This window comes from Novosphingobium sp. Leaf2, assembly GCF_001421325.1.
In the GTDB taxonomy this organism is placed as follows: Bacteria; Pseudomonadota; Alphaproteobacteria; order Sphingomonadales; family Sphingomonadaceae; genus Novosphingobium.
The window spans coordinates 477,306-501,432 of record NZ_LMJY01000001.1 but is presented as its reverse complement, the minus strand read 5'-3'; the positions used below and the strand labels follow the sequence as shown (position 1 = coordinate 501,432).

Here is a 24,127-nt window from a genome sequence, read left to right as displayed (position 1 = left end):
TTTTCCTCCCCGCTTCACCGGGGCGGGGCAGCATCAGGCGGCGGGTGCGAGCCGCTCGTCGATCGTGCGGGTGGCCAGCATGGCCGCCGTACGTTCGTAAGCCAGACCCGGATTGGTGCGCGCCATCGATATGTCGCTGGATGGCGGGGATCGACTTTCTCACGCGCACCGGCCAGATGTGCAGCGAAGCGCGCCAGGAGTTCATTCTGCTATCCGACACGCTCGGTGCATCCATGCTGGTCGATGCGATCAACCATCGCCTGCCCACCGGCGCCACGGCAACGACGGTGTTCGGCCCGTTTTACACACCGCCGCCTGCGTTTGCCGATGGCGACGACATCAGCGAAGGGTTGACCGGCACACCGCTGTTGATCACCGGGTCGGTCAGGTCGGCATCGGGGAAGCCCTTGCCCGATGCGATCGTCGATATCTGGCATTGCGATGCCGATGGCTTCTACGATCTCCAGGGGCCCGCCGGCATAACGTCGCTGTCTGGGCGGGGTCGCTTTTGCACGCAGGCGGACGGCAGCTTTCATCTGTGGACGATCCGCCCCACAGCCTACCCCATCCCTACGGACGGCCCGGTCGGTGAAATGCTCGCGGCCCAAGGTCGTCATCCCTTCCGCCCGGAGCACGTCCACTTCCTGGTCGAAGCGCCTGGCCATCGCAAACTGGTCACCCACTTGTTTGCGCAGGATGACGACTGGCTGTTTTCAGATGTTGTTTTCGGAGTGAAGAATTCCCTGATCCGTCACTTCGAACGGCATGAGGGCGGCACCGCTTGGGGAAACAGGCAGATGGACGGCACCTGGTTTTCCCTGCGCGGCGACTTCCAACTGGCCGAGGCCCTTGGTTAGGTAGAGGCTCGAGGCTCGGGGATATGCTACGCTATAATACGCCCCGTCATTCCCACTCCATGTTCATCGAAGCATAACGAGTTGAATTTTAAGAGAAAAATATTTCTTTGGTCCACCCTTACCGAACGCAAGGACCGTAAAAAGTTTCCCTTTTGTTTTCAAAGGGAAAATATCTCGATTTGCTGAAATCTCGTCTTCAGGGACAATCGGCAGTGCCCTGCAAAGCCGCCCTGAATCGGTAGCTCGATGCCTCAATCAAGGTTGAGTGAAATTTACCGCCGCCGGCCCAGATAAGCAACAAATTCAAAGCCGACTCGCGACTTTGCAAAACGGCAGCGCTTTGGGCAAAATCACCCGGTGAACTAATGGCGGATTCCGCTCCGCGAGACATCGTGTGATCAGGTGGTCTCGGGAAATGAGATTGTGACCCATCGCGAGTAGGCGGCCAATCGCGGTCAGGCCTAAGCTCGCCGCGCCGTTCGGGGAGCCATCTTTCGAAGACAATCAAGAAGTCCGTCGTGGCATGGTGTTATGGGCGAGGCAGTAAGCCCGAGAGCTTCAGCGAGAGCGGCCGGGTCAGTGACGCGGCGTCAGAGGGTGTGCAATTTGAAGTGTGCGTATAGCGCGTCGAGCTTCTAGCCGGGCTCAGAGAATCGTCATCTTTATTCCCCTCTCGTGGACCGCGCATGCCGATCTCTTCGATCAAACGCTTGAGAACTTCCGGATTTGGCTGTGGCAAATTCGCGGGAGGTAAGGTGCGCGCCGTGGCAGGCACGCCGGTGCCGATGATAAGCTTCTCAAACCCGCCGGGCGTGTACCCGTTGATGACGCGCAGCGGCTATTCCCGAAACACCAGAACAATCGAGAAGGCTTCCGCGTTCTTACGGAGCGACCCGCGCGATGGCGTAGGCGTCTCGACCAGATAAGCTATTCCCATTCCTCGCAAGGCTGCGGAACTTCCGCCTCAATGCCCCCCGCTCGTATCGATCGGACCTTTCGGCTTCGGTGCCAGCCAGATTAACACCCCGGTGAAGGCAAAACACAACGCTACCGCGGCGAACATGTTGAGTGTGGCGAGCATCACGCTCTGGCTTTCGACGACATTGCTCAGCAAGGTCGTCGCCGTTTCGTGCGACAGACCCGACGCGACCATCGCCTCTATCGTGGAGGGCCCCTGTTGCATGGCGCCGACCAGTTCGGAATGATTGATCCGCGCGGCGTTGATCCAACCCGTCTGCACCAGCGATGCGGCGAAGGCGGCGGTGAGTGTGCGCAGAAAATTGGAGATGCCCGAGGCGTCGGCCTGTTCGTCCGGCTCGACGCTGGCGATACACAAACCAGTGACCGGAATGAAGAACATCATCAGGAAAGGCCCGGTCAGCAGCATCGGCCAGGCCATCTGCAGAAAGGTCATATCCGGCGTGAATCCGGTCCGCCAAAGCGAGATGAGCCCCATCCCGGCAATCCCGGTCGAGATGATCAACCGCACGTCCATTTTGGCGGCGGCAGCACCGATGGCCGGTGAGGCGAGCACCGCGAATATGCCCATTATGCCGGTCGCATACCCAGCCCACGTCGCAGTGTAGCCCATGTTCTGCTGGAGCCAGAGCGGGATAAGGACGACAGTCGCGAAATAGGCGCCGAAGCCCAGTGCATACGTGACGGAGGCGACGACGAAACCGCGATGCCGAAAGACGCGCAGGTTCACGATGGGGTGTTTTGCGGTCAGCTCCCAGATCAGGAACGAAATGAAGCCGATTGCCGCAACAACGGCCATTACGCGAATCTCGGTCGCCGCGAACCAGTCGCGATTGCGCCCCTCGTCGAGTACGATCTGGAGCGATGCGACCCAGATGACGAGGAGGACGAGGCCGACCCCGTCGATTGGCGATCGGGCCGTCTTCTCGGGCCGTCCACGCAGCAGATAGAAAAGACCCGCGGCGCCGGCGGCTGCTACGGGCACGTTGAGAAAGAATATCCACTCCCAGCCGGCGTTGTCGGAAATGATGCCCCCCAGGATGGGTCCGGCAATCGGCGCAACCGTGGTGGTCATCGCCCAGACGATCGTCGCGAGGGTCGCCTTTTCGGCAGGAAAGATGCGCAGCAGCAGTGTCAGCGACAGGGGTATGATCATGCCGCCGGCAAGACCCAACAGAACCCGACCCGCAATAAGCATCTCAAGCGAGCGTGCCAGGCCGCACAGCAGTGAAAAGGCGCCAAAGGCTATAAAGGCTGAGATGAACACCCTCTGCTCGCCGAAGCGCCGAGCCAGGAAGCCCGCCAGTGGTACAGTGATGGCGTCAGCGACGGCATAGGAGGTGATGACCCAGGTCGCCTCCGTCACCGACACACCGAGCGAGCCGGCAATGTGCGGGATGGAAACGTTAGCGATGGTCGTGTCGAGCACGACAAGGAAATTGCCCAGCCCGATCAGCAGCGCGGCAAGAATGAGGGTCGCGCCGGTGAGCGGCCTCGCCATGTTTGGCTTGGCGACAGTGTCCGTCATATCCAGGTTCCGCTTAGTTCGAGAGATCCACGGTGGCGTTCATCGACAGTCCGACCCGCAGCGGATGTTGGGCCAGTTCCTTCGGATCGAGCGTGATCCGCACGGGCAGGCGCTGAACCACCTTGATCCAATTGCCAGTGGCGTTCTGGGCGGGAACCACCGCGAAGGCGGCGCCGGTACCGCCGGAGAATCCGATGACGCGGCCGTGATATTTGACATCCTCGCCGTAGAGATCGGAGGTGAGGGTGACGCGCTGTCCCGGTGCGACGTGGGCGAGTTGCCCTTCCTTGAAGTTGGCGTCGACGAATGCGGCCTGGACAGGCACCACCACCATCATCGTCGCGCCTGCCTGGACGCGCTGTCCGACCTGCACCTGGCGACGCGAAACGATGCCGTCGAACGGCGCCCGCACCACCGTGCGATCGAGGTCCACCCGCGCCTGATCGCGCGCGGCGCGCACAGCCAGCACTTCCGGATTGGCTTCGGGGGTGGCGTCCGCGATCAGGGCGCGATTGGCGTCGCGGCTTCCTACTGCCGAAGTCCGATTGGCCTGCGCCAGCGCATTCTCCGCTTGTGCGACCTTCAGGTTTGCCGTGGCCGTGCTGTAAGCGTTGCGCGCGATGGTCAGCTCGTCGCCGGAGACGGAGCCTGACGCTGCGAGTGCTTCGCGACGGTCGAGATCAATCTTCGCCTTGGCGAGATCGGCGCGCGCCGCAACCAGCCGCGCGTCGGCGCGTGCCTGATCGGCACCGCGTGCCATCACCTGAGCGCCGAGGCCGCTATCGGTTGCGAGGAGCCCACGAACCCGGCGTTCAGTCAGCGCCAGCTCGGCTTCGGCACGCGCGAGCGAGAGGCGGGCGTCCGTATCGTCGAGTCGGACGAGAACGTCACCGCGCTTCACGCGCTGAGCGTCGTCGACCAGCACCTCGCGCACCGGGCCACCGATCAGCGGCGTCACCTGGGCGACATTGGCGCCAACATACGCATTTTCGGTCGAGACGTGCCGCGACGCGATAAAATAGACGTAGGCCCAATAGAGAGTGCCGAGGCCAAACACCGCAATTGCAAGAATCGCGAACAACTTGCGGCGCTTGGCTTTCATGGCGGCGTCATTCGGCTCATCGACAGCCAATGGAACGGAAGCTGTGAGGGTTTCGGTGGACATGGGAGATCCTTCAGGAACGGAAGCCGCCGCCGAGCGCGCGGATGAGGGCGACATCGAGGACGAACCTGCGATTGCGGAGCGTGGCGAGGTTGCGCCGTGTGTCGATCAGAGCGTCTTCGGCCACGAGCACATCGAGAGATGTGGCCAGCCCGCCGCGGTAACGATTGTCGGCGACTGTCCAGGCCGCGGTCGCGGCGCGTTCGGCTTCATCGGCTCTGGCGATGCGTTCGGTGAGCGCACGTTCGCTTGCGGCTGCATCAGCGACCTCGCGCAGAGCCTGGGCGAGCGCGCCGTCATATTCGGCAACCGCACCGCGATAGTCGGCTTCAGCGGCGCGATAGGCGCCGGTCAGCCGCCCCCCGTCGAAGATCGGCAGGCTGATGGCTGGACCGACGGTACCGAAGGTGGAGCCAGATTTGACGAGATCGCCGATGCCGATGGACTGAAGACCGATCAGCCCGGCAAGATTGACGTTGGGGTAGAAGGCAGCACGGGCTTCCTTGATCCGACTTGCTGCCGCCTGTGCTCGCAGTCGCGCAGCGATCACGTCTGGACGACGCCCGATAAGGTCGGCCGGTAAGTTGGCGGGGAGACCGAACGTTTCTACCGCACGCGCGGTCGGCCGGTCGATGGAAAGGCCCCTATCGGGTCCGGCGCCGAGAAGTACAGCGATCCGGTTGCGCGTGAGCGAGACGGTTTCATTAAGGGCGGCAAGCTCTCCTTGAGAGGAGGCGAGCGCCGAGCGCGCCCGCTCGACAGCACCAGCATTTTCAAGCCCCTGGGCTCGTCGCCCATCCATCAGTTCGACTGTGCGTCGCCGGATCTCGACGGCGCGACGCGCCGCATCGGCTTGCGCGAAAAGATCGGCTAGATCGGCATAGGCTTCGGCGATACCAGACGATATGACTAAGCGTGCCGCCGCCGCCTCAGCCTGGGCTGCCGCAGCATCTGAACGCGCGGCACCAAGTGCAGCCCGGTTCCGCCCCCAGAAATCCAGCTCCCAATCGAGCCGCATTGTCGCCTGGCCATAGTCTTTCCAGCCTTGGGGCGCGATCGCGCGCGGGATGAGATAATTGTAGCTCTGCTTAGTACCGCCAATCTCCCCATTCGCCTGAAGTGACGGCAGCAGTCGGCTCCGTGCTTCTCGCACCAGCGCGCCTGCCCGTTCAAACCGTGCTTGCGCGACGCGCAGATCGGTCGCATCCGACAGGCCTTCTCCGATCAGCGCGGTGAGCTGCGGGTCGCCGAAGCCCTCCCACCAATGATCTGACGGCCAGGATGTCTCGGGCGCTGCCAGACTGGCGGTGCTTGCAAAGGCGCTGGCCGGGCGCATCGCCGGCACCACGCCTTGTTTCGGCAGCGCCGCGCAGCTGGCGAGCAGCGGCGCTGCCAAGCCGAGCTGCGTCCAGATCATTCTCCTACGCATCAGGCTGTTCCGCTTCGATCTGGGCGGGCTGCTCGCCTGCGAGCAGCCGCGCGGCAACGCCTTCAGCTTCCGCTTCGGAAGCGGAAACGACGATTGGATAGCCCCAGAACTTCTGGAAGATGGGGGCCGAGGTTTTCGCCAAGAAGCGTTTTGCCGGGCTCGGCTCGACATACACCATCGCCCGGACATAGGTGTGGAGCGCTTCACGGTTGCGCTTCATCCAAAGCGTCAACCGCTTTCGTTCCTCATTCGACTGAACCTGATCAGCTTCTGCGCCTAAGCCGACTAGGACAAAGGGCTGATTACGCCCCAACAGACGTTCGAAAATCTGGAAACTGACTTCATCGCCTCGGTCATCAGCGCGATTATAGTGCATGCGCACTATCGGAAATTGTGTGTCGTCCACCAGCATGGCATGAATCCAACAAGTTGATCAATCCAAACCCTCATAGGCTCTTCATGTCACTTTGGATTTTGCCCGTCAGGCAGATGATTTACCTAAACTGCCAATCTTTGATGTTCGTGAAATTCTGGCGGACGTTGGCAAGATCTCGCAGCGCCTCGTGTCAAAACCCCAGCGCGCGCTGAGCCTCCATCATGGTGGTTATGAGTTTGGGATCGCTCTGTTGCGGCGTGGCCGAGGGAGCCGCGCTCCTTCGCGCGGCGAGGAACTGCCCCGGTGGCTGTCCCATGACCTTCTTGAACATCGTGATGAAAGCGCTCGCGCTTTCATAGCCCAGATCGAACGAGACGGTCTGCACCGACGCGCCTTCGGTCAAACGCTCGATCGCGAACATTACCTGGAACTGCTGGCGCCACCGGCCGAAGTTCATGCCCGTCTGGCTCATGATGAGCCTGAACAGGCTACGCTCGCTCATGGCGACGATCCTTGCCCATTCCCCGATGGTCGTGCGATTGCCGGGATCGGACGACTGGGCCTTGGCGATGGTACGCAATCGTGGGTCGGCCGGCATTGGCAGATGGAGACTTCCCACAGGCGCGCGCTCGAGCTGGTCGAGCATGGTCTGAATGAGACGGCCGTCAGCGCCGTCGACATCATAAAGTGACGGGAGGCGGGACACGGCGATCAGCAGTTCGCGCAGCAGCGGCCCGGTTGAGAAAGTGCTGCACTCCGCAGGTAGATTGCCGGCAAGCTCGGGATCGATGAAGAGCGTGTAAATCTCAAGGTCGCCGACACAGCGCACGCTATGCTCCATGTCGCCAGGGATCCACAGCGCACACTGCCGTGGAACCATCCACAGACCGTGCTCCACCTCGCATGTGATGAGGCCACGGACCGCCAGGATGAGTTGTGCCTTGCGGTGCTGATGCGGCGGTTGCTCGAACCCTTCCGTAAAAAGCTCCATCCCCACCGCCGAAACGGGCCGGGGAATCTCCGTAGGCTCAAAAACCTCATAGTCGTCGTTTTGCATCGTTGTGGTCCAGAGTGGGCAGCCTTCCTTCTGTCAGCAAAGCCCGAGTCGTGCGAACGATTCTCAACTAGATGGCGGCATTGCGAAACATTTTGGCAATATCGCTCAATTTGACCGCACTCATGCGGCTGGCAACCTCGCGAGACAAACCTGCTAGATCAGAGACTCCGGCCTGCTTTTCGGTGGAGCACGATGGTTCCGAGCTTGCCCTCAACCCCTTCGGCGAGTGCCGAGGAAAAACTCGATCGGCACGACCACTTCGATCTCGTCAGGACGGCCGGCGGGGATCGGGGGATAGGGTTGTGCGCGTGCGACGGTCGCCAGCGCCTCCAGATCGAGCAACCGGCTTCCCGACGAGCCTTCGAGCGATGAGGATAGCAGGCCCCCCTGCCGATTGACCCGAAAGCGGACGGTCGCGACACCCTGGTCGCGGCGGCTCCGAGCCGCGGGCGGAAAGCGCTTCAGGCTTTCGAGACGCGCGACGACGCGGGCTTCCCAGCTATCCTTGCCGGCTGACCGTACCGGCGGGCTCGATGGCGCGGTGTCCGGAGAAGATGCGGCGACCGGTAGAGTTGCAGGTGACACTATGGGCGGCCCTGCGGGCAGCGTCGGCGCAACCGGAGAGATCTCCGCCGGTGGCGACGGGGGCAGCGGCGTCTGCATTGGACGGGCAACCGGAGGCTTGCCAGCAACGAGCTTCGCCTTCTGTCGCTGGACCGGCTTGGGCTCCACCTGTGCGGGCGGACTGAGCGGGAGCAAGGTCACGGTCAGCGGCGGCATCTGCGGCTGCCGCCTGACCGCCACGTGCCAGGTCAGTAAGGCGAACAACAGCGCAACGTGGGTCAGCGTCGTCACGATGAAGGCGGAAGCAAAGCGCTTTCGGTCGGGCCGATAGCCATATCGTTCGGAAGCGTTCGGCCCGGGCAGGATCGTGGGCGCCGACTCTGCCGGGCCCGATGGTGTCGCGTCACCGATGCCGGGTTCGTTTTCGCCCAGAGCGACCATCAGAGTCATAGCTCGACCGCGCGACGCAGCAGGTTATGATAGACACCGGTAAGGCTAAGCGTGCCGTGCGTGTCCTGCCCGAGCTGCTGACGCACCTCGATGATCGCCATGTCCAGGTCGTAGAGCAGCGCGCGCAGCCCGTCGTCCTTGAGCATCGACTGGGTCCAGAAGAAGGCCGAGGTCCGCGTGCCGCGTGTAACCGGGTTGACCCGGTGGAGGCTACCAGCCGGGTAGACGATCATCGCGCCGGCAGGCAGCTTGACACTGCTGGTCCCATAGGCGTGCTCGATCAGCAGCTCGCCGCCGTCATAGTCATCAGGGTCGGTGAGGAAGAGTGTCGACGACACGTCCGCACGCATCCGTGGGCCACCCCAGGGCATGGCACGCACCGCGCCGTCGACATGGGCGTCAAACGCCATTCCGACTTCGTAGCGGTTGAACAGCGGCGGCAGGACGCGGAACGGCAGCGCAACGCTGTTGAACAGCGGATTGCGGCCCAGCGCCTTGAGCACGATCTCGCCCGCATCGCGCGCGGCCTGGCCTTCCTGCGGAAGCTGGAGGTTACGCTTGGCGTGAGCAGCCTGCTCGCCCGCCGTCGCGCGGCCGTCGACAAGGTCCGCCGCATCGATGATGCGACGGATCTCGGCGAGTTCGGCCGTGGTCAGCACGTTCGGTATCTCGACCAGCATGGCTTCAGAACTTCACGGCGATCGTTCCGGTGAAGGTCCGGCCCGGTGCCACCTCGGCACGATAGAAGAAGGCGGAGGTGTAGCTGAGCTTGTTGGTGAGGTTGGTCACGTTGAGCGCGACCCGATAGCGATCGTCCTCCCACGAGATCAGACCATCGAATGTGGTTGCGGCCGGGATCCGGTATATCTCGGTCGGATCGCCGTTATAATGGCTGCGGTAATTGACGCCGCCGCCGATCAGCAGCCTCCCCGGTAAACCGGGGATCAGGGTGGCGACGTCATAGGTCGTCCACAGCGCCACGTTGTTTTTGGAGACATAGGCTACGTCATTCCCTGTCGTGTCGACGGGGACAAAGACGCTCAGCGGCGCCGCCGCGAGGATCTTGCTGTCGTAATAGCTGTACGAGGCCTGGACTTCCCAGGCTCTGGTAATCTTGCCGGTCAGTCCCAGTTCGATGCCCTGCACCCGATCCCGCTCGCCGCTTGCCACGGAAGCCCCGGTTACCGGGTCGCTATAGCTGCCCCGATTCTTGACCGTGCGGAACACGGCAGCGGTTGCTCCGAGCTGGTCGCCGATCAGGCTCCATTTGCCGCCAAGTTCCAGCGTATGGTTCTTGTCCGGTTCGAGGTTAGGCTGGCCCGGGGAGACCGTGCCCTGGAAGCTTATGTTCTGCCCGGCCGGCGTGAAGGAGCGCGCATAGCTGAAATAATAGTGCTGACCTGGGCTCGGCTCCCAGTTCAGCGATGCCTTCGGGCTGAGGAAATGCGTGACGCTCTTCGCATAAGGCGGGTAGCTGCCGTCCGCCGCCTGTGTCGTCGACTTGGCGGTATAGCTGTCCCACCGCAGGCCGGCGGTCACCGAGAGGGTTTGTGTGAGCCAGGCCTGATCGCTGGCGAAGAGTCCGATATCCCACGCTCGGGCGCGGATCCGCCCGCCGGCTTCGGAAATCGTGAAACCAGGAGGATTAGCGAAGTCGGAGGCGAGCAGCGTGCCGCCGGTTCGCAAGCTGGAGCCCGTCAGGCTCCCGAACAGGTTGCGCTGATAGTATGCGTCGACGCCGGCGATCAGTTCATGCTTGATGCCGCCCGTATCGAACCGCGCGATCGCCGTCGTGATATTCTGACCACCAGTGCTCTTCTGCGTGTCGCCGACGACCGGCCAAACCGTGTAAGGCGTATTTAGATTGCCGGCGAGTACGTCGGTTGAGCAGGTCCCGAAATCCGCGAAGCCACCGAAGCCCATCCCGCAGATGGTGGGCGTGAACGGCATCCACCGCGTGTAGCGCGCCCAACGCGTGTCGTTCGAGATGGTCAGCCAGTCATTGACCTCCGCATGGAAACGCGCGGTCACCATGTCGACGTTGGTGCGGTCGCGATCGGATTCCTTGCCGAAGTAGCTGTCTTTCGGCACGCCATATTCGGTGACGGGAAGCGTGTAGCCCGTATAGCCGGCCGGCGGCATCGGGATCGGCGCGCCCATGTCGGGGCGCCGATCGCCATGCTGGTGCATATAGTTGAGCGTGAAGGTCGTTGACGTCCCAAGGCCGAAGCCGAGCGAGCCGAGCACGCCCCAGCGCTTGGCGTAGACATGGTCGCGATCGACCATGTCCTGATCGTGCCACATGCCGACGATGCGCACAGCGGTCGTGTCGTTGACCTGCTGGTTGACGTCGGCGACGATGCGTTTCTGGAGCCCGCTGCCGAGCGTGCCGGTGACACTGTAGCTGTCGCCGAGATGTGCGGTCTTGCTGGTCTGGTTGATGACGCCACCGGTCGATCCGTTACCGAAGCTTTCTGACGTCGATCCCTTGAAAACCTCGACGCTCTCGACGGCGAAGGAATCGCGAACGTAGGCGCCAAAATCGCGCAGGCCATCGACATAGACGTCGCCCTTGGCATCGAAGCCGCGGATGCGGAACGCATCGCCGTTCATGCCGCCGCCGCCTTCGCCCGTCGCTACCGTGACCCCCGGCACATATTTCAGCACCTGGTCGATCGTCGTCGCCTGCCGCTGTTCGATCACGACCTGCGGTATGACGGTGATGGTTTGCGGCGTGCTCTGGATGTCGCCGGGAAGGCGATCGAGCTTGGTGCCGTGGCGGAGGGTGTTAGGGCCGCTGCCGGTCTCGTCGGCCGCGCCGACGCGAACCGGACCGAGCTGGACAGGCGCATCCTGCTTGTCGGCTGGAGGCGAATTGTCCTGGGCGTGCGCCTTGCCGGCGCCAAGCAACATCAGCCCCGTGGCAAGGCCGGCGGAAAGCGATGAGGCCGAGAGGCTGTTGCGCGCCGCACTGGTGTGAGAGCGTAAAGATGGTGACTGCATTGCTATCTTGGCCTCGATCGTAAGGTGGGCCGCGACGACGCGCGGCTATGAATTGGGTGGTTCAGCGACGGCTGAAGGACGCGACACGAGCGCCCGGCGGCTTGAAGGGGCTCACGCGCTGGAGCACGCGCCCAAGCGCCGTGAAGCGCCTGCGCGGCGGTTCGTGAGGCGCTGGCGGCGACGCGAGCGGCTTGCACCGTGCAAGAGCTTCGGCGCCGATGGCGCGCAACCGATCGTCCGGTTGGTCGAGCAGGACCGCAGCTACGCGACCGCGAAAACCATCGTCGCTGTTCTCGACGCAGCGACCGAGCCAATTCAGCGCCTCGGCGTGATTGCCTTGGGCATAGAGCAAGGTGGCGAGGTTAAACTGCGCCCAGTGGTCGCCTTGCCCGGCCGCGAGGCGGTAGAGGGCGACCGCCCGCGGCGGATCGGCAGGTCCGGCCCAGCCTTCCTCGAGAAATCGGGCCAGCGAATTGATCGCCTTGAGATTACCAGCCTTGGCGGCTTCCTCGAACAGACGATAGGCGCGCGGCCGCTCGGCGGGGTTGCCGAGGCGCATCAGGATCTGGGCGAGGTTGACCCTGGCCCAGACATGATCGAGCGCGATTGCTCGCTCGAAATAGGGCATCGCGCGGCGATAGTCCTGCGGCGTCCCCCAGCCTTTTTCATGGCAGCGCCCGACCATATTCCAGGCTTCGGACTCGCCACTTTCGGCGGCGCGCTCGAACCAGGTCAGCGCCGCGACGGGATCGCGCACCACACCGCGGCCATCGAGCAGGAGTTGGCCATAAACGAGCTGGGCGGGCGCGATCCCTCGCTTTGCGGCACAGCGTATAGCGCTGGCGGCTTCACGCGGATTCCTGAGCATGATGTGCGTGCCCAACCGCTGCCGCCAATCACTCCTCTGGTGGAGCGGGTTCGTCGATCATCGCCCACTGCCGTGATCGAGGCGATCGACATACAGCAGCCGGGCACGCGCGGCCAGCGGATGGGGATCGGTTTGCGCAACGCGGATCCGCTGCTCCGTGCTACGCGGATCGTATTCGACGGTGATGGCCGGCAGATTTACTCCAGCGTGACCCGGCCGCACTCGTTCCCGCAACGACTTCTCTTGGCGACCCAGCCCATCCATTTCGGATGGTTCGGCGGCATAGGTGTGAAGATTGCCTATGGCCTGCTCGGGATCGCACTCTGCGTGACGACATCAACCGGCACGCAGATTTGGCTCCGCCGTCGACGTGACAAGGGGCATCCGGCTCCGGTCTGCGAGCAGCTATGGCTCGCTATCAAATGGGGACAGCCGCTTGGCATTGCACTTGCCGTCGGGGGTACACTGATCGGCACGAGCGAGGCATTGCCGACGCTGATTTGGCTGATGGTCAGCGCGGCGACATTGCTGAGTGCTTCCTTCTTCGGTGCGACAGATCGACTGGATCGTTGGTTGCGGATCGCGCTTGCGTCCGCGCTTGTGGCAGTGGCTGCATCGCACCTCTGCCGTTGGCACGCTTCTGAACAGGAGCCGATTGCGCCACGCAGGCAGCAGTTCACGCTCGAAGATCGAGCGGCGCATCGCGCGGGTGCTGTCGGCCATCGGCGCCGCAGTCAGCCACTTCTCGCCGAACTGGCCAAAGCTCTTGGCCTCCTTGATCCGGCGCTTGTCCCTTTGCTTTTCAATTGAAGGCGATAGCCCTTCCTGGACCATGCGCTTGGCGTCGATGCACTTCTCTCGGGCGCGTGCCAGCGAAACGCCGGAAGGCCCGTATTTTCCGATAGTTACGGTCTCCCGCCTGCCGTTCAGACGGTAATCCAGGCGGAAGGAAATGGTGCCGTTCGTCCCGACGCGCACATACATGCCGTCACGGTCCGTAACCTTGTACGCTTTCTCTTTTGGTTTCAAATGCTTGAGTGCTGCGTCGGTCAACATTGCCAGGGCCTCCGATCATTTTTATGGTCACCCCCAAAACGCACCTCTCCCGACCCGAAAAGCACACCGTTTCCAGTGGCTTAGGCGGAAAAAATTACCGTCATGGGCTGTTGTATCCCTGACGGTAACGGCGATTTTGGCGATGAACAAGGGGAGGCGATACCGTCAGATCACCTGACGGATTTGAATGCTACCCACCGATTGTCGTTGAACGTCGCTGCGATAAAAATAAATTTTATCAGACACTTACGTCGTATTCCGGCGTAGTCCCGGCCCCCTCTGGAGGGGCCTAAATCATTCCCACTCGATCGTGCCGGGCGGCTTCGATGTGTAGTCATAGACCACGCGGTTGATGCCCTTTACCTCGTTGATGATGCGCGTGGCGACGCGGCTCAGGAACGCGGCGTCGAAGGGGTAGATGTCGGCGGTCATGCCATCGGTGGACGTGACGGCGCGCAGGCCGCAAACGCTGTCGTAGGTGCGGCCATCGCCCATCACGCCCACGGTCTTGACCGGGAGCAGTACGGCGAACGCCTGCCAGATCGCATCGTATAGTCCCGCGTTGCGGATTTCTTCGAGGTAGACGGCATCGGCCTTGCGCAGGATGTCGCAGCGTTCGCGGGTCACTTCGCCCGGTATGCGGATGGCCAGGCCCGGCCCCGGGAACGGGTGGCGCCCTACGAACACATCGGGCAGGCCCAGCTCGCGGCCCAGATCGCGCACTTCGTCCTTGAACAGTTCGCGCAACGGCTCGACCAGCTTCATGTTCATGCGCTCGGGCAGGCCGCCGACATTGTGGTGGCTCTTGATCGTGACCGAAGGCCCGCCGGTGAAGCTGACCGATTCGATGACGTCGGGATAAAGCGTGCCTTGCGCCAGAAATTCCGCGCCGCCGATCTTCCTCGCTTCGTCCTCGAACACGTCAATGAAGGTCTTGCCGATGAACTTGCGCTTGGCCTCAGGATCAGTGAGCCCTTCCAATCCTTTGAGAAACAAGGTGGAGGCATCCACGTGGACGAGAGGAATGTTGTAATGCCCGCGGAACAGTGAGACGACCTGATCCGCCTCGCCAAGGCGCATCAGGCCGTGGTCCACGAACACGCAGGTCAGCTGGTCGCCGATCGCTTCGTGGATCAGCACCGCCGCCACGGCGGAATCGACACCGCCCGACAGACCGCAGATGACCCGGCCGCTGCCCACTTGCGCGCGGATCTCGTCGATCTTGGTCTTGCGAAATTCCGCCATCGTCCAGTCACCGGGCATCCCGCAGACATGGCGCACGAAGTTCTTGAGCAGCTTGCCGCCATCGGGCGTGTGCACCACTTCGGGGTGGAACTGCATGGCGTAGATGCGCTTGTCATCGTTAGCGACGACCGCGAACGGGGCGCCGGGGCTTGATGCCACCGGGCGGAAACCGGGCGCCAGGCTGGTCACCTTGTCGCCATGACTCATCCACACCTGGTGCTTTTCGCCGACGCTCCACAAGCCGTTGAACAGCGCGCAGCCATCCTGGATCTCGATGAACGCGCGGCCGAATTCGCCGCCGTCCCCGCCGCTGACCGAGCCACCCATCTGATGCATCAGCGATTGCTGGCCGTAGCAGATGCCCAGGATCGGGCGGCCGCTTTCCAGGATCGCGGCAGGAATCCGCGGCCCTTCCTCATCCAGTACCGAGGCCGGCGATCCTGACAGGATGATGCCCACCGGATCTAGACGGTGGAACGCTTCCTCGGCAGTAGTGAACGGCGCGATCTCGGAATAGACACCGGCTTCGCGCACGCGGCGCGCGATAAGCTGGGTCACCTGGCTGCCGAAATCGACGATCAGGACGGATTCGGTGGTCTGGATATTCATGTCGGGCACCTAATCGCGCGCGCTGTAGCTGTCCAGAGGCCGTGTGCAGGAGGGGAGCGCTGGCAGCAGGCTGATTGGGGCGGCGTGTGGGCGCAGTTGCACAACGCGCAACTCTCTTTGCTCGAAACGAAGTTGCATCAAATTCAATCGAGCCTATTTCGCACTTGCAGCATGACGGCGAAACGCCCCATGCATGCGATAAAATGAAAAGAATGTTTGCAGGAGCATACCAATGACCATCGTCCACCGGACGTTCGGTTTCGCCGCCGCGCTGGGTACCAGCGCGTTGGTGTTCGCCCTTACCCTGGCCTGAGCCGGAACGCCCGCGTCAACGGCGGGCGAAGGGGAAATCGACTCACGAGAAGGGCGGCCGCAAGGTCGCCCTTTTGCGTTTCCGCGCCTGTAACCGCGAGGCGCGGCCGCTCCCGGCACGCTTGTGGAAAACACGGGCGCCGGTGGCGGTTTCGCTTGGGTTTGCGGGCGCCAAACCCTATATGCTGGGCATGTCCACCAATCCCGAACCCAAGAACCAGAACGCCTATGGCGCCGATTCCATCAAGGTCCTCAAGGGCCTGGATGCCGTGCGCAAGCGCCCCGGCATGTATATTGGCGACACCGACGATGGCTCGGGCCTGCACCACATGGTGTTCGAAGTGTCCGACAACGCGATTGACGAAGCGCTGGCCGGGCATTGCGATCTGGTTTTGATAGAACTCAATCCGGACGGTTCGGTTTCCGTAGAAGATAACGGGCGCGGTATTCCCACCGGTATTCATACGGAGGAAGGTGTTTCCGCCGCCGAAGTGATCATGACCCAGCTGCACGCCGGCGGCAAATTCGAGAACACCAGCGACGACAACGCTTACAAGGTGTCCGGCGGCCTGCACGGCGTCGGCGTATCCGTGGTGAATGCCTTGTCCGAATGGCTGGAACTGACCATCTGGCGCGAGGGCAAGGAGCACTGGATGAAGTTCGCTTTCGGCGACGCCGTGTCGCCGCTGGAAGTGAAGGGCCCTGCCCCCAAGGTCGATCAGAACCCCGATGACCAGGGCTTCAAGAAAGGCACCCGCGTCACCTTCCTGGCCTCTACCGAGACGTTCAAGAACGTTACCGAGTTCGATTTCGACAAGCTGGAGCATCGCTATCGCGAGCTGGCGTTCCTCAATTCGGGCGTGCGCATCAAGCTGCGCGACAAGCGCCACGAGGAGGTCAAGGAACACGACCTGTATTACGAAGGCGGCATCGCGGCGTTCGTGAAGTATCTGGATCGCAACAAGACCCCGCTGCTCGCCGAACCCATCGCCATCTCGTCCGAACGCGACGGCGTTGGCATCGACGTGGCGCTGGAGTGGAACGATTCGTACTACGAAAACGTCCTGTGCTTCACCAACAACATTCCCCAGCGCGATGGCGGCACCCACCTGGCGGCGTTCCGCGCGGCCCTGACGCGTACCTTGAACAACTACTCCGAAAAGTCCGGCCTGCTCAAGAAAGAGAAGGTTTCGCTGACCGGCGACGACATGCGCGAGGGGCTGACCGCGATCGTCTCGGTCAAGCTGCCCGATCCCAAGTTCTCGTCGCAGACCAAGGACAAGCTGGTCAGCTCCGAAGTGCGCCAGCCGCTCGAAAGCCTCATGGCCGACCGGATGACCGAGTGGCTTGAGGAAAACCCCGCGCACGCCAAGTCGATCGTGCAGAAGATCATCGATGCCGCCGCCGCGCGCGAAGCCGCCAAGCGTGCCCGCGAACTCACCCGCCGCAAGGGCGCGATGGACATCGCCAGCCTGCCGGGCAAGCTGGCCGATTGCCAGGAGCGCGATCCGTCCAAGTGCGAACTGTTCCTGGTCGAGGGTGATTCCGCCGGCGGTTCCGCCAAGCAGGGCCGTGATCGCAAGATCCAGGCGATCCTGCCGCTCAAGGGCAAGATCCTCAACGTCGAACGCGCGCGGTTCGATCGCATCATCTCGTCCAAGGAAGTGGGCACGCTGATCCAGGCGATGGGCACCGGCATCCGCGACGATTTCACGCTCGACAAGCTGCGCTACCACAAGATCGTCATCATGACCGACGCTGACGTGGACGGAGCGCATATCCGCACTCTGCTGCTGACGTTCTTTCATCGCCAGATGCCCGACATCATCCGCGCCGGGCACTTGTTCATCGCTCAGCCACCGCTGTACAAAGTCGCCAAGGGGCGCTCGGAAGTCTACCTCAAGGACAACGCCGCACTCGACCGGTATCTGGTGGAGGCTGGCCTTAACGGCCGGGTGCTGGAAAGCACCACGGGTGCGCGTTCCGGCAAGGATCTGGAGGCGCTGGTCGAACATGCGATGCGCCTGCGCAACCTGATGGCCTTCGTGCCTCGCCGCTACGATTACACGATCATCGAGGCGCTGGCGCTTTCCGGCGCGCTGGAACCCGATCTGGACACCGATGCCCGCAAGGCCGCGCTGGCCCGCACCGGACAATGGCTGGATCGCGGCGACACCGAAGCGAAGTGGTCGGCCCGGTTGACCGATGACGGCACCGTCGAAGTCGAACGCCTCTGGCGCGGGGTCACCGATCATCACAAGATCGAGTCCAGCTTCCTGTCCAGCGCAGAAGCCCGCAAGCTGGCGCGCGTTGCCGGTGAACATGCGGACGTCTACGAAAGCGTCGCCCGTCTCGTGCGCGGCGGTGGCAGCGCCGCCGAACCCGAAACGCTGGACACCATCGAGGTGGAAGGCGAGGACCAGCCTGTCGCCGCCCGCCCGGCCCACGGCGGGGATGGCATCACCCGGCCCAGCCAGTTGCTGGAGCTGGTGCTGGCAGCGGGCCGCAAGGGCCTTTCCGTCCAGCGCTACAAGGGCTTGGGCGAAATGAACGCCGACCAGCTTTGGGAAACCACGCTTGACCCGGACAACCGCGCGCTGCTGCAGGTCAAGGTAGAGGACGCGGACATTACTGACGAGATCTTTACCCGCCTGATGGGCGACATCGTCGAACCGCGCCGCGAATTTATCCAGGAAAATGCGCTGAACGTGGCGAACCTGGACGTCTGACGAACCATGCTCTCCCGGACAATCCGGGAGAGTTTATTTCGGGTTCAGTTCTTGACCTGGCAGCTTAGTCCGGCAGCCTTCATGCCCGCACACAGCGAGCGGGCTGCGGCGCTGTCTCCCGGCACGGCCTGTAGACGATAGACGGTGCCGATATCGGCCTTGCCCTGCACGATGCGATGATTGACCGCGCCCAGTGGCTCGTACTGTGACTTGAGCGTGGCCCAGCCTGCCTCGGCCTGATCGCGGTTAGCGTAGGCGCCGATCTGTACGCCCACGCCCCCAGCAGGCGCCGCTTCTGCCTTTTCGGCGGAAGATGCCCCGGCTGCGGTAAAGCCCGGCGCGGGCGTATCGTCGCTCTTGTCTATCTGGGGTGAGCGCGACTGTCCCTCAGCCACCGCGAAGCTGGTATCGCCCGTGCCGGCCACCACTTCGCCGCCGGGATTGGAGGGGCGCACCTTGTACGGCGTCTTGGGCGCGGCGATCACACCGCCATCGGCAACCAGCGTTGGCGACGGGCGGCTTTTCACCGCCCATATCACGCCGCCGGCAATAACCAGCAGCGCCAACAGGCCGAGCGCGCCCAGCACCAGCCCCTGGCCGATGCCGCCGTGGCGTTCATTCTCGTAATCCTCGTCGTCGCCTTCCAGCCACGGCAGGCGAACGTCTTCGGGCAGTTCGAGCTGCCGCGAAGTGTCAGCCGCGCCGCCATCGCCCTCGAAATACGGGCTGGTCGGAGAGCCGTTGCCGAACACCGGCTTGCGGTTTTCGGGCCGCGGAAAGTAGCTTTCGTCAGCGCCTGCCATGATCTTACATTTCCTCTACCGCCTCAACGCCGAGAAGCGCGAGGCCGTTGCGGACAAGCTGCCCGATCTGAGCGGCCAGGAAAAGCCGGGCGGAGGTAAGTTCGCCATCCTGCGCCACGATGAAACGCTTTTCCACCCGATCGTTGCCAACGTTCCAGTAGCCGTGGAAGGCGGCGGCCAGATCGCCCAGGAAAAAGGCGATGCGGTGCGCTTCGCGTGCAGCGGCGGCCGCTTCGACAATGCGGGGGAATTGCGCGGCCAGCTTCACCAGTTCCAGCTCCTCCTCGCCAAGCCGCTCGACATGCGTAGGTGACGGGGTGAAGCCGCCCTCCGCGAGGCCCTTACGCAGCGTGGAATGCACGCGGGCATTGGCATACTGCACGTAGAACACCGGGTTGTCCTTGGAGGCTTCCACCACTTTGGCGAAGTCAAAGTCCATCTGCGCTTCAGGCTTGCGGGTCAGCATGGTGAAGCGCACCACATCCTTGCCCACTTCCTGCACCACTTCCGCCAGCGTCACGAAATTGCCCGAACGCTTGGACATCTTCACCGGCTCGCCGTTGCGCAGCAGTTGCACCATCTGCACCAGCTTGATCTCGAACGGGGTGGGGTCGCCATCAGCGCCGGTCATCGCCGCCACAGCAGCCTTGATGCGCTTTACGGTGCCCGCGTGGTCAGCGCCCCAGATATCCACCAGCGCATCGGCATTCTGCGCCTTCTGGAAGTGGTAGGCCAGATCCGCGCCAAAATAGGTCCACGTCCCGTCCGACTTCTTGATCGGGCGGTCCTGATCGTCACCGAACTGCGTGGAGCGGAACAGCGGCAATTCCACCGCCTCCCAGTCTTCCAGCGTCTTGCCCTTGGGCGCTTCCAGCACGCCGTCGTAGACCAGCCCCTTGGACCGCAGCCACGCTTCGGCCTCGTCCGGCTTGCCCGATGCCTGCAGTTCGGCCTCGGAGCTGAACAGATCGTGGTGAATACCCAGCAGCGCCAAGTCCTGCTTGATCATCACCAGCATCGCTGCCACCGCCTTTTCGCGGAACAGCGTGAGCCACTCCGCTTCGGGCGCATCGGCATAGCGATCCCCGAATTCGGCGGCCAGTTGCTGGCCGACCGGGATCAGGTATTCGCCGGGATACAGCCCCTCGGGGATTGCGCCCACGTCATGCCCCAGCGCCTCGCGATAGCGCACATGAACGGACCGGGCGAGGACCTGAACCTGTGCTCCGGCGTCGTTGACGTAGTATTCGCGGGTCACGGTGTGGCCCGAAAACTCCAGCAGGCTCGCCAGCGCGTCACCCACCACCGCGCCGCGGCAGTGGCCCATGTGCATCGGTCCGGTGGGGTTGGCCGACACGTATTCGACATTGACCCACGCGCCGCCGCCCATGGTCGAGCGGCCATAATCCGCGCCCAGCACCGCGATCGTGCGCAATTCAGCCAGCCACGCCGCTGCTGACACGCGCAGGTTGATGAAGCCCGGCCCGGCGATCTCGACGCTGGTGACCGTGTCCAGCTTGGCCAGTTCGGCGGCCAGCGCCTCGGCCACGTCGCGCGGTTTGAGGCCAGCGGGCTTGGCCAGCACCATCGCTGCGTTGGTGGACAGATCGCCGTGCGAGGGATCGCGCGGCGGCTCTACCGTAATCGCGCCGCGCTTGAGCCCGGCGGGCAAAGTGCCGGCCGCTTCCAGCGCATCAAGGGCGGCGGAAAGGTGGTTGGCGAACGTGGCGTAAAGCGTCTTCGTTTCAGTCATACCGCGCGCGGATAGCCGGTTTGCAGGCAAAGGGGAACACACTGCTGTGGCGACCTATGCCGCACCCCTTTGCCCCGACAGCAAAGCGCGCCGTTACTCCGTCGGCCCTTCGTAGGCCTCGACGATGCGGCCCACGATCGGATGGCGCACCACGTCGGCCACGGTGAAGCGGGTGACATCGATCCCCTCCACACCTTCCAGCCGGCCCACTGCGTCCGCCAGGCCGCTCATCCGCTCACCACCGGGAATGTCGATCTGGCGCGGATCGCCGCACACCACCATCCGGCTGTTAGGGCCGAAGCGGGTGAGGAACATCTTCATCTGTTCGCGTGTGGTGTTCTGCGCTTCGTCAAGGATGACGAAGGCATCCGCCAGCGTGCGACCGCGCATGAACGCGATCGGCGCGATCTCTATCTCGCCATTGGCAAGACGCCGCTCCACCTGTTCGGGCGGCATGCAATCGTACAGCGCATCGTATAGCGGGCGCAGGTACGGATCGACCTTTTCCTTCATGTCGCCGGGCAGGAAGCCCAGCTTTTCGCCTGCTTCCACCGCAGGGCGCGACAGGATCAGGCGCTGGACCGAGCCGGTCATCAACTGGCTGACCGCCTGCGCCACCGCCAGATACGTCTTGCCGGTGCCTGCCGGCCCTAGCGCGAAGATCACGTCCGACCGGGCGAGCGCGCGCATGTAGTCGATCTGGGTGGGCGAGCGCGGAACGATGGTTTTCTTGCGCGTGCGTATCATGATCGGCGCCGCGCCTGCATCGCCGGTGATGATGCCTTCCAGGGTGGGCTCCGAACTCATGGCGATCAGCGACTCGATAGCGCCGCTATCCAGCTGCTGCCCCATTTCCAGCCGGTGATACATGCCCTTGAGGGTATCGCGCGCGCGGGCAACGGAATCGTCCGGGCCTTCGATCTGGATTTTCGCGCCCCGGGCCGCGATATACACGCCAAGGCGATTTTCCACTTGCACCAGGTTGGAGTCGAACTGTCCGAACAAGGCCCCCAGCAACACGGGTTCGTCGAACTCGACTTCGACACGCGCCCGACGATGGGTTTCGGGGCGGAACTGTGCCGGATCAACGACACGGGCTGCTTTACGGGCCATGCGTTCCTTTCATGCGAGGAGTGTCTCGCCTTGTCCTGAAGATGGCTCCGCACGCCGCACCTCGCAAGATGGCGATCAAAGTTTTCCGGTGTTCTTCGGGGATAACAAGGCGTCAGCCGTTTTTGGGCACGCAACTGTAACAGGGTTTCGACATTTATGTCCGCAGGCTGCACGCCGCGTTCCCTGCGCATTCAGGGGCACGGGTGCAATCAACGATCAGAAGGCCGGTACAGACGGCCCCGTTTGAAAAAGGAGAAGTATGGTGCGCAAGCTCTTTACCATCGCCATCGCCGCCAGCGTCGCGTTGCCGGCCCTCGCGGTTCCGATGGCCGCATCCGCGCAAAGCGCCCGCGAAGTGCGTCAAGACCAGCGCGAAGTTCGCCGTGACCAGCGCGATCTTCGCCAGGCGCAGATGCGCGGTGATCGCCACGACATCCGCGAAGCCCGCGAGGACTTGCGCGATTCGCGCCGTGAAATGCGCGAAGACTGGCGGGACTATCGCCGTACGCACCGCGATATTTACCGTCGTCCCGCTTATGCCGGCCCGCGTGGCTATGCCTATCGCCCGGTAACGGTCGGCTACCGTTTCGACCGCGCCTATTACGGCGACCGGTATTGGGTGCGTGATTACGCCCGTTATCGCCTGCCCGCGCCGATGGCCGGTCACCGCTGGGTGCGCTACGGCAACGACGTGGTGATGGTGAACCTGCGCAGCGGCCGCGTTGTGCGCGTGAACAACGGGTTCTTCTTCTAAAGTCGACTGCATCCCCTTGCAGGAATGGCCCTCGGAACTTGCGTTCCGGGGGCCATTTGCGTCAGGCTGCGGCGGAAGATTGCGCGCGAGAAGGCTGGGCGGCGATCGGCACACCCGCCAGACTGTTTGGCCCGGCGCTGACGATCTCCACGCGGACCAGATCGCCGATCTGCGCGTCCCCCAGAAAATGGACCGACTGCAGCCACGGCGACTTGCCCAGCCACTGCCCGGCCAGCTTTCCGCGCCGTTCCACCAACACATCACAGACCTTGCCCACAGACGCGGCGTTGAAAGCGTGCTGGTTGCGATTGATTGCCGCCTGCAGGCGCTGGAGCCGATCGGCCATCACGTCCCCCGGCACCTGATCGCCCATCGTCGCCGCCGGCGTGCCGGGGCGCGGCGAATACGTGAAGCTGAAGCACTGCGCATAGCCCACCGCGTCCACCAGTTGCAGGGTCTGCTGGAAATCGGCCTCAGTTTCTCCGGGAAAGCCGACGATGAAATCGCCCGACAGCGCGATGTCGGGGCGCACCGCGCGTACCCGCTCAAGAATGGCGAGATAGCTTTCCACCGTGTGACTGCGGTTCATCGCCTTGAGCACCCGATCGCTGCCCGCCTGCACGGGCAGATGCAGGAACGGCATCAGCGCGTCGATCTCGCCGTGCGCATCGATCAGGCCCTGCGTCATGTCGTTGGGGTGGCTGGTGGTGTAGCGGATGCGCGCCAGGACGGGAATGCACGCCAGTTCGCGAATCAGCCTCTCCAGCCCGACGCGCTGGCCTGCGGCGTTTTCGCCGGCCCACGCGTTGACGTTCTGGCCCAGCAGCGTGATCTCGCGCGCGCCGGCTTCCACCAGACGCTGCGCCTCGTCCACCAGCGCCGCGTAGGGGCGTGAGAATTCGGCACCGCGCGTGTAGGGAACGACGCAGTAGGTGCAGAACTTGTCGCAGCCTTCCTGCACCGTCAGGAACGCAGTAGGGCCGGACCGCCGGCGGCGGGGCAGCACATCGAACTTGGTCTGCGCGGGCATGTCGGTATCGGTGACCCGCTCACCCGCGCTGGCGGCCCGGATCATCTCGGGCAGGCGATGATAGGCCTGCGGCCCCACGACCATCTTGACCGATGGCGCGCGGGTCATGATTTCCTCGCCCTCGGCCTGCGCCACGCAGCCGGCCACCGCGATCAGCGGCGTCGTGCCATCGTCCCGCTTCAGCCGGCCGATGTCGGAATAGACCTTTTCCGCCGCGCGCTCACGGATGTGGCAGGTGTTCAAGACGACCAGATCCGCGTCCTGCCCATCGGCGGCAGGCGCGATACCTTGCGCCGACAGCAATTCGGCCATCCGCTCGCCATCATAGACGTTCATCTGGCAGCCAAAGCTTTTGACCCGGTACGTCCTGGGATTCTTAATGTCCTGCATCTGCGCGCCGTTACCCGATCGTGGCGCATTTTGACAGAGGGGTATGGCGGCCCCGCGCTTA

Annotated in this window: 18 protein-coding genes and 1 pseudogene; 4 read left to right on the top strand and 15 right to left on the bottom strand. The window is 63.3% G+C overall.

Going from position 1 to position 24,127, the window contains the following annotated elements; translation table 11 throughout:
* Nucleotides 1-140 precede the first annotated feature (140 nt).
* The gene (locus tag ASE49_RS02465; RefSeq protein ID WP_200921944.1) at nucleotides 141-857 is read left to right on the top strand and encodes a dioxygenase family protein; all 717 of its coding nucleotides are present in this window, start codon (nucleotides 141-143) and stop codon (nucleotides 855-857) included.
* A 964-nt stretch (nucleotides 858-1,821) separates the two neighbouring features.
* Here the strand turns inward: ASE49_RS02465 and ASE49_RS02460 are convergent.
* The 9 genes from ASE49_RS02460 to ASE49_RS02420 form a co-directional block, all read right to left on the bottom strand.
* Nucleotides 1,822-3,363 carry a DHA2 family efflux MFS transporter permease subunit gene (locus tag ASE49_RS02460; protein WP_056768445.1) on the bottom strand — a complete coding sequence of 514 codons (1,542 nt, stop codon included), beginning with the start codon at nucleotides 3,361-3,363 and terminating at the stop codon, nucleotides 1,822-1,824.
* Between the two features lie 13 nt (nucleotides 3,364-3,376).
* Complete coding sequence (locus ASE49_RS02455; RefSeq protein WP_056768442.1) at nucleotides 3,377-4,528, bottom strand: HlyD family secretion protein; 1,152 nt, start codon at nucleotides 4,526-4,528, stop codon at nucleotides 3,377-3,379.
* Nucleotides 4,529-4,538: 10 nt separating this feature from the next.
* Nucleotides 4,539-5,942: an efflux transporter outer membrane subunit gene (locus ASE49_RS02450; protein WP_235522788.1), complete on the bottom strand. Its 1,404-nt coding sequence runs from the start codon at nucleotides 5,940-5,942 to the stop codon at nucleotides 4,539-4,541.
* 4 nt (nucleotides 5,943-5,946) lie between these two features.
* Nucleotides 5,947-6,366: a hypothetical protein gene (locus ASE49_RS02445; RefSeq protein ID WP_056768435.1), complete on the bottom strand. Its 420-nt coding sequence runs from the start codon at nucleotides 6,364-6,366 to the stop codon at nucleotides 5,947-5,949.
* 154 nt (nucleotides 6,367-6,520) lie between these two features.
* Nucleotides 6,521-7,387, bottom strand: coding sequence for an AraC family transcriptional regulator (locus ASE49_RS02440; protein WP_056768432.1), 867 nt, complete (start codon nucleotides 7,385-7,387; stop codon nucleotides 6,521-6,523).
* A 210-nt stretch (nucleotides 7,388-7,597) separates the two neighbouring features.
* Nucleotides 7,598-8,401, bottom strand: coding sequence for a TonB family protein (locus tag ASE49_RS02435; RefSeq protein WP_056768430.1), 804 nt, complete (start codon nucleotides 8,399-8,401; stop codon nucleotides 7,598-7,600).
* Complete coding sequence (locus tag ASE49_RS02430; RefSeq protein ID WP_056768418.1) at nucleotides 8,398-9,081, bottom strand: Fe2+-dependent dioxygenase; 684 nt, start codon at nucleotides 9,079-9,081, stop codon at nucleotides 8,398-8,400. The genes ASE49_RS02435 and ASE49_RS02430 overlap by 4 nt, the downstream gene beginning before the upstream one ends.
* Before the next feature lie 4 nt (nucleotides 9,082-9,085).
* Nucleotides 9,086-11,404: a TonB-dependent receptor gene (locus tag ASE49_RS02425; protein WP_056768415.1), complete on the bottom strand. Its 2,319-nt coding sequence runs from the start codon at nucleotides 11,402-11,404 to the stop codon at nucleotides 9,086-9,088.
* A gap of 61 nt (nucleotides 11,405-11,465) precedes the next feature.
* Nucleotides 11,466-12,287, bottom strand: coding sequence for a tetratricopeptide repeat protein (locus ASE49_RS02420; RefSeq protein ID WP_056768411.1), 822 nt, complete (start codon nucleotides 12,285-12,287; stop codon nucleotides 11,466-11,468).
* Nucleotides 12,288-12,344: 57 nt separating this feature from the next.
* Here ASE49_RS02420 and ASE49_RS18890 point away from each other — a divergent pair, with 57 nt between their 5' ends.
* Nucleotides 12,345-13,082, top strand: coding sequence for a PepSY domain-containing protein (locus ASE49_RS18890; protein WP_056768409.1), 738 nt, complete (start codon nucleotides 12,345-12,347; stop codon nucleotides 13,080-13,082).
* 42 nt (nucleotides 13,083-13,124) lie between these two features.
* Here ASE49_RS18890 and ASE49_RS18885 read toward each other — a convergent pair.
* Together ASE49_RS18885 and guaA are read right to left on the bottom strand one after the other, a co-directional pair.
* A pseudogene (locus ASE49_RS18885) lies at nucleotides 13,125-13,328 on the bottom strand (Arm DNA-binding domain-containing protein); the annotation flags it as partial.
* Between the two features lie 294 nt (nucleotides 13,329-13,622).
* Nucleotides 13,623-15,182, bottom strand: a complete 1,560-nt coding sequence (gene guaA / locus ASE49_RS02410; protein ID WP_056768406.1) for a glutamine-hydrolyzing GMP synthase — start codon at nucleotides 15,180-15,182, stop codon at nucleotides 13,623-13,625.
* 503 nt (nucleotides 15,183-15,685) lie between these two features.
* On the opposite strand from guaA, the gene gyrB reads away from it, so the two are divergent.
* Nucleotides 15,686-18,223 (top strand): DNA topoisomerase (ATP-hydrolyzing) subunit B, encoded by a 2,538-nt coding sequence (gyrB, locus tag ASE49_RS02405; RefSeq protein WP_056768652.1) that lies wholly within the window; start codon nucleotides 15,686-15,688, stop codon nucleotides 18,221-18,223.
* A 44-nt stretch (nucleotides 18,224-18,267) separates the two neighbouring features.
* On the opposite strand, the gene ASE49_RS02400 is transcribed toward gyrB, so the two are convergent.
* From ASE49_RS02400 to ASE49_RS02390, 3 genes are all read right to left on the bottom strand, one after another.
* Entirely contained in the window at nucleotides 18,268-19,026 is a 759-nt protein-coding gene (locus tag ASE49_RS02400) for an SPOR domain-containing protein (RefSeq protein ID WP_056768399.1), read from the bottom strand.
* 4 nt (nucleotides 19,027-19,030) lie between these two features.
* On the bottom strand, nucleotides 19,031-20,779 hold the full coding sequence (argS, locus tag ASE49_RS02395) for an arginine--tRNA ligase (RefSeq protein WP_056768396.1): 1,749 nt from the start codon (nucleotides 20,777-20,779) through the stop codon (nucleotides 19,031-19,033).
* A gap of 93 nt (nucleotides 20,780-20,872) precedes the next feature.
* Nucleotides 20,873-21,892 (bottom strand): PhoH family protein, encoded by a 1,020-nt coding sequence (locus tag ASE49_RS02390; protein ID WP_056768394.1) that lies wholly within the window; start codon nucleotides 21,890-21,892, stop codon nucleotides 20,873-20,875.
* A 262-nt stretch (nucleotides 21,893-22,154) separates the two neighbouring features.
* On the opposite strand from ASE49_RS02390, the gene ASE49_RS02385 reads away from it, so the two are divergent.
* On the top strand, nucleotides 22,155-22,646 hold the full coding sequence (locus ASE49_RS02385; RefSeq protein WP_056768651.1) for an RcnB family protein: 492 nt from the start codon (nucleotides 22,155-22,157) through the stop codon (nucleotides 22,644-22,646).
* 61 nt (nucleotides 22,647-22,707) lie between these two features.
* Here the strand turns inward: ASE49_RS02385 and miaB are convergent, their stop codons facing one another.
* Entirely contained in the window at nucleotides 22,708-24,066 is a 1,359-nt protein-coding gene (gene miaB, locus ASE49_RS02380; protein WP_056768393.1) for a tRNA (N6-isopentenyl adenosine(37)-C2)-methylthiotransferase MiaB, read from the bottom strand.
* Nucleotides 24,067-24,127 lie beyond the last annotated feature (61 nt).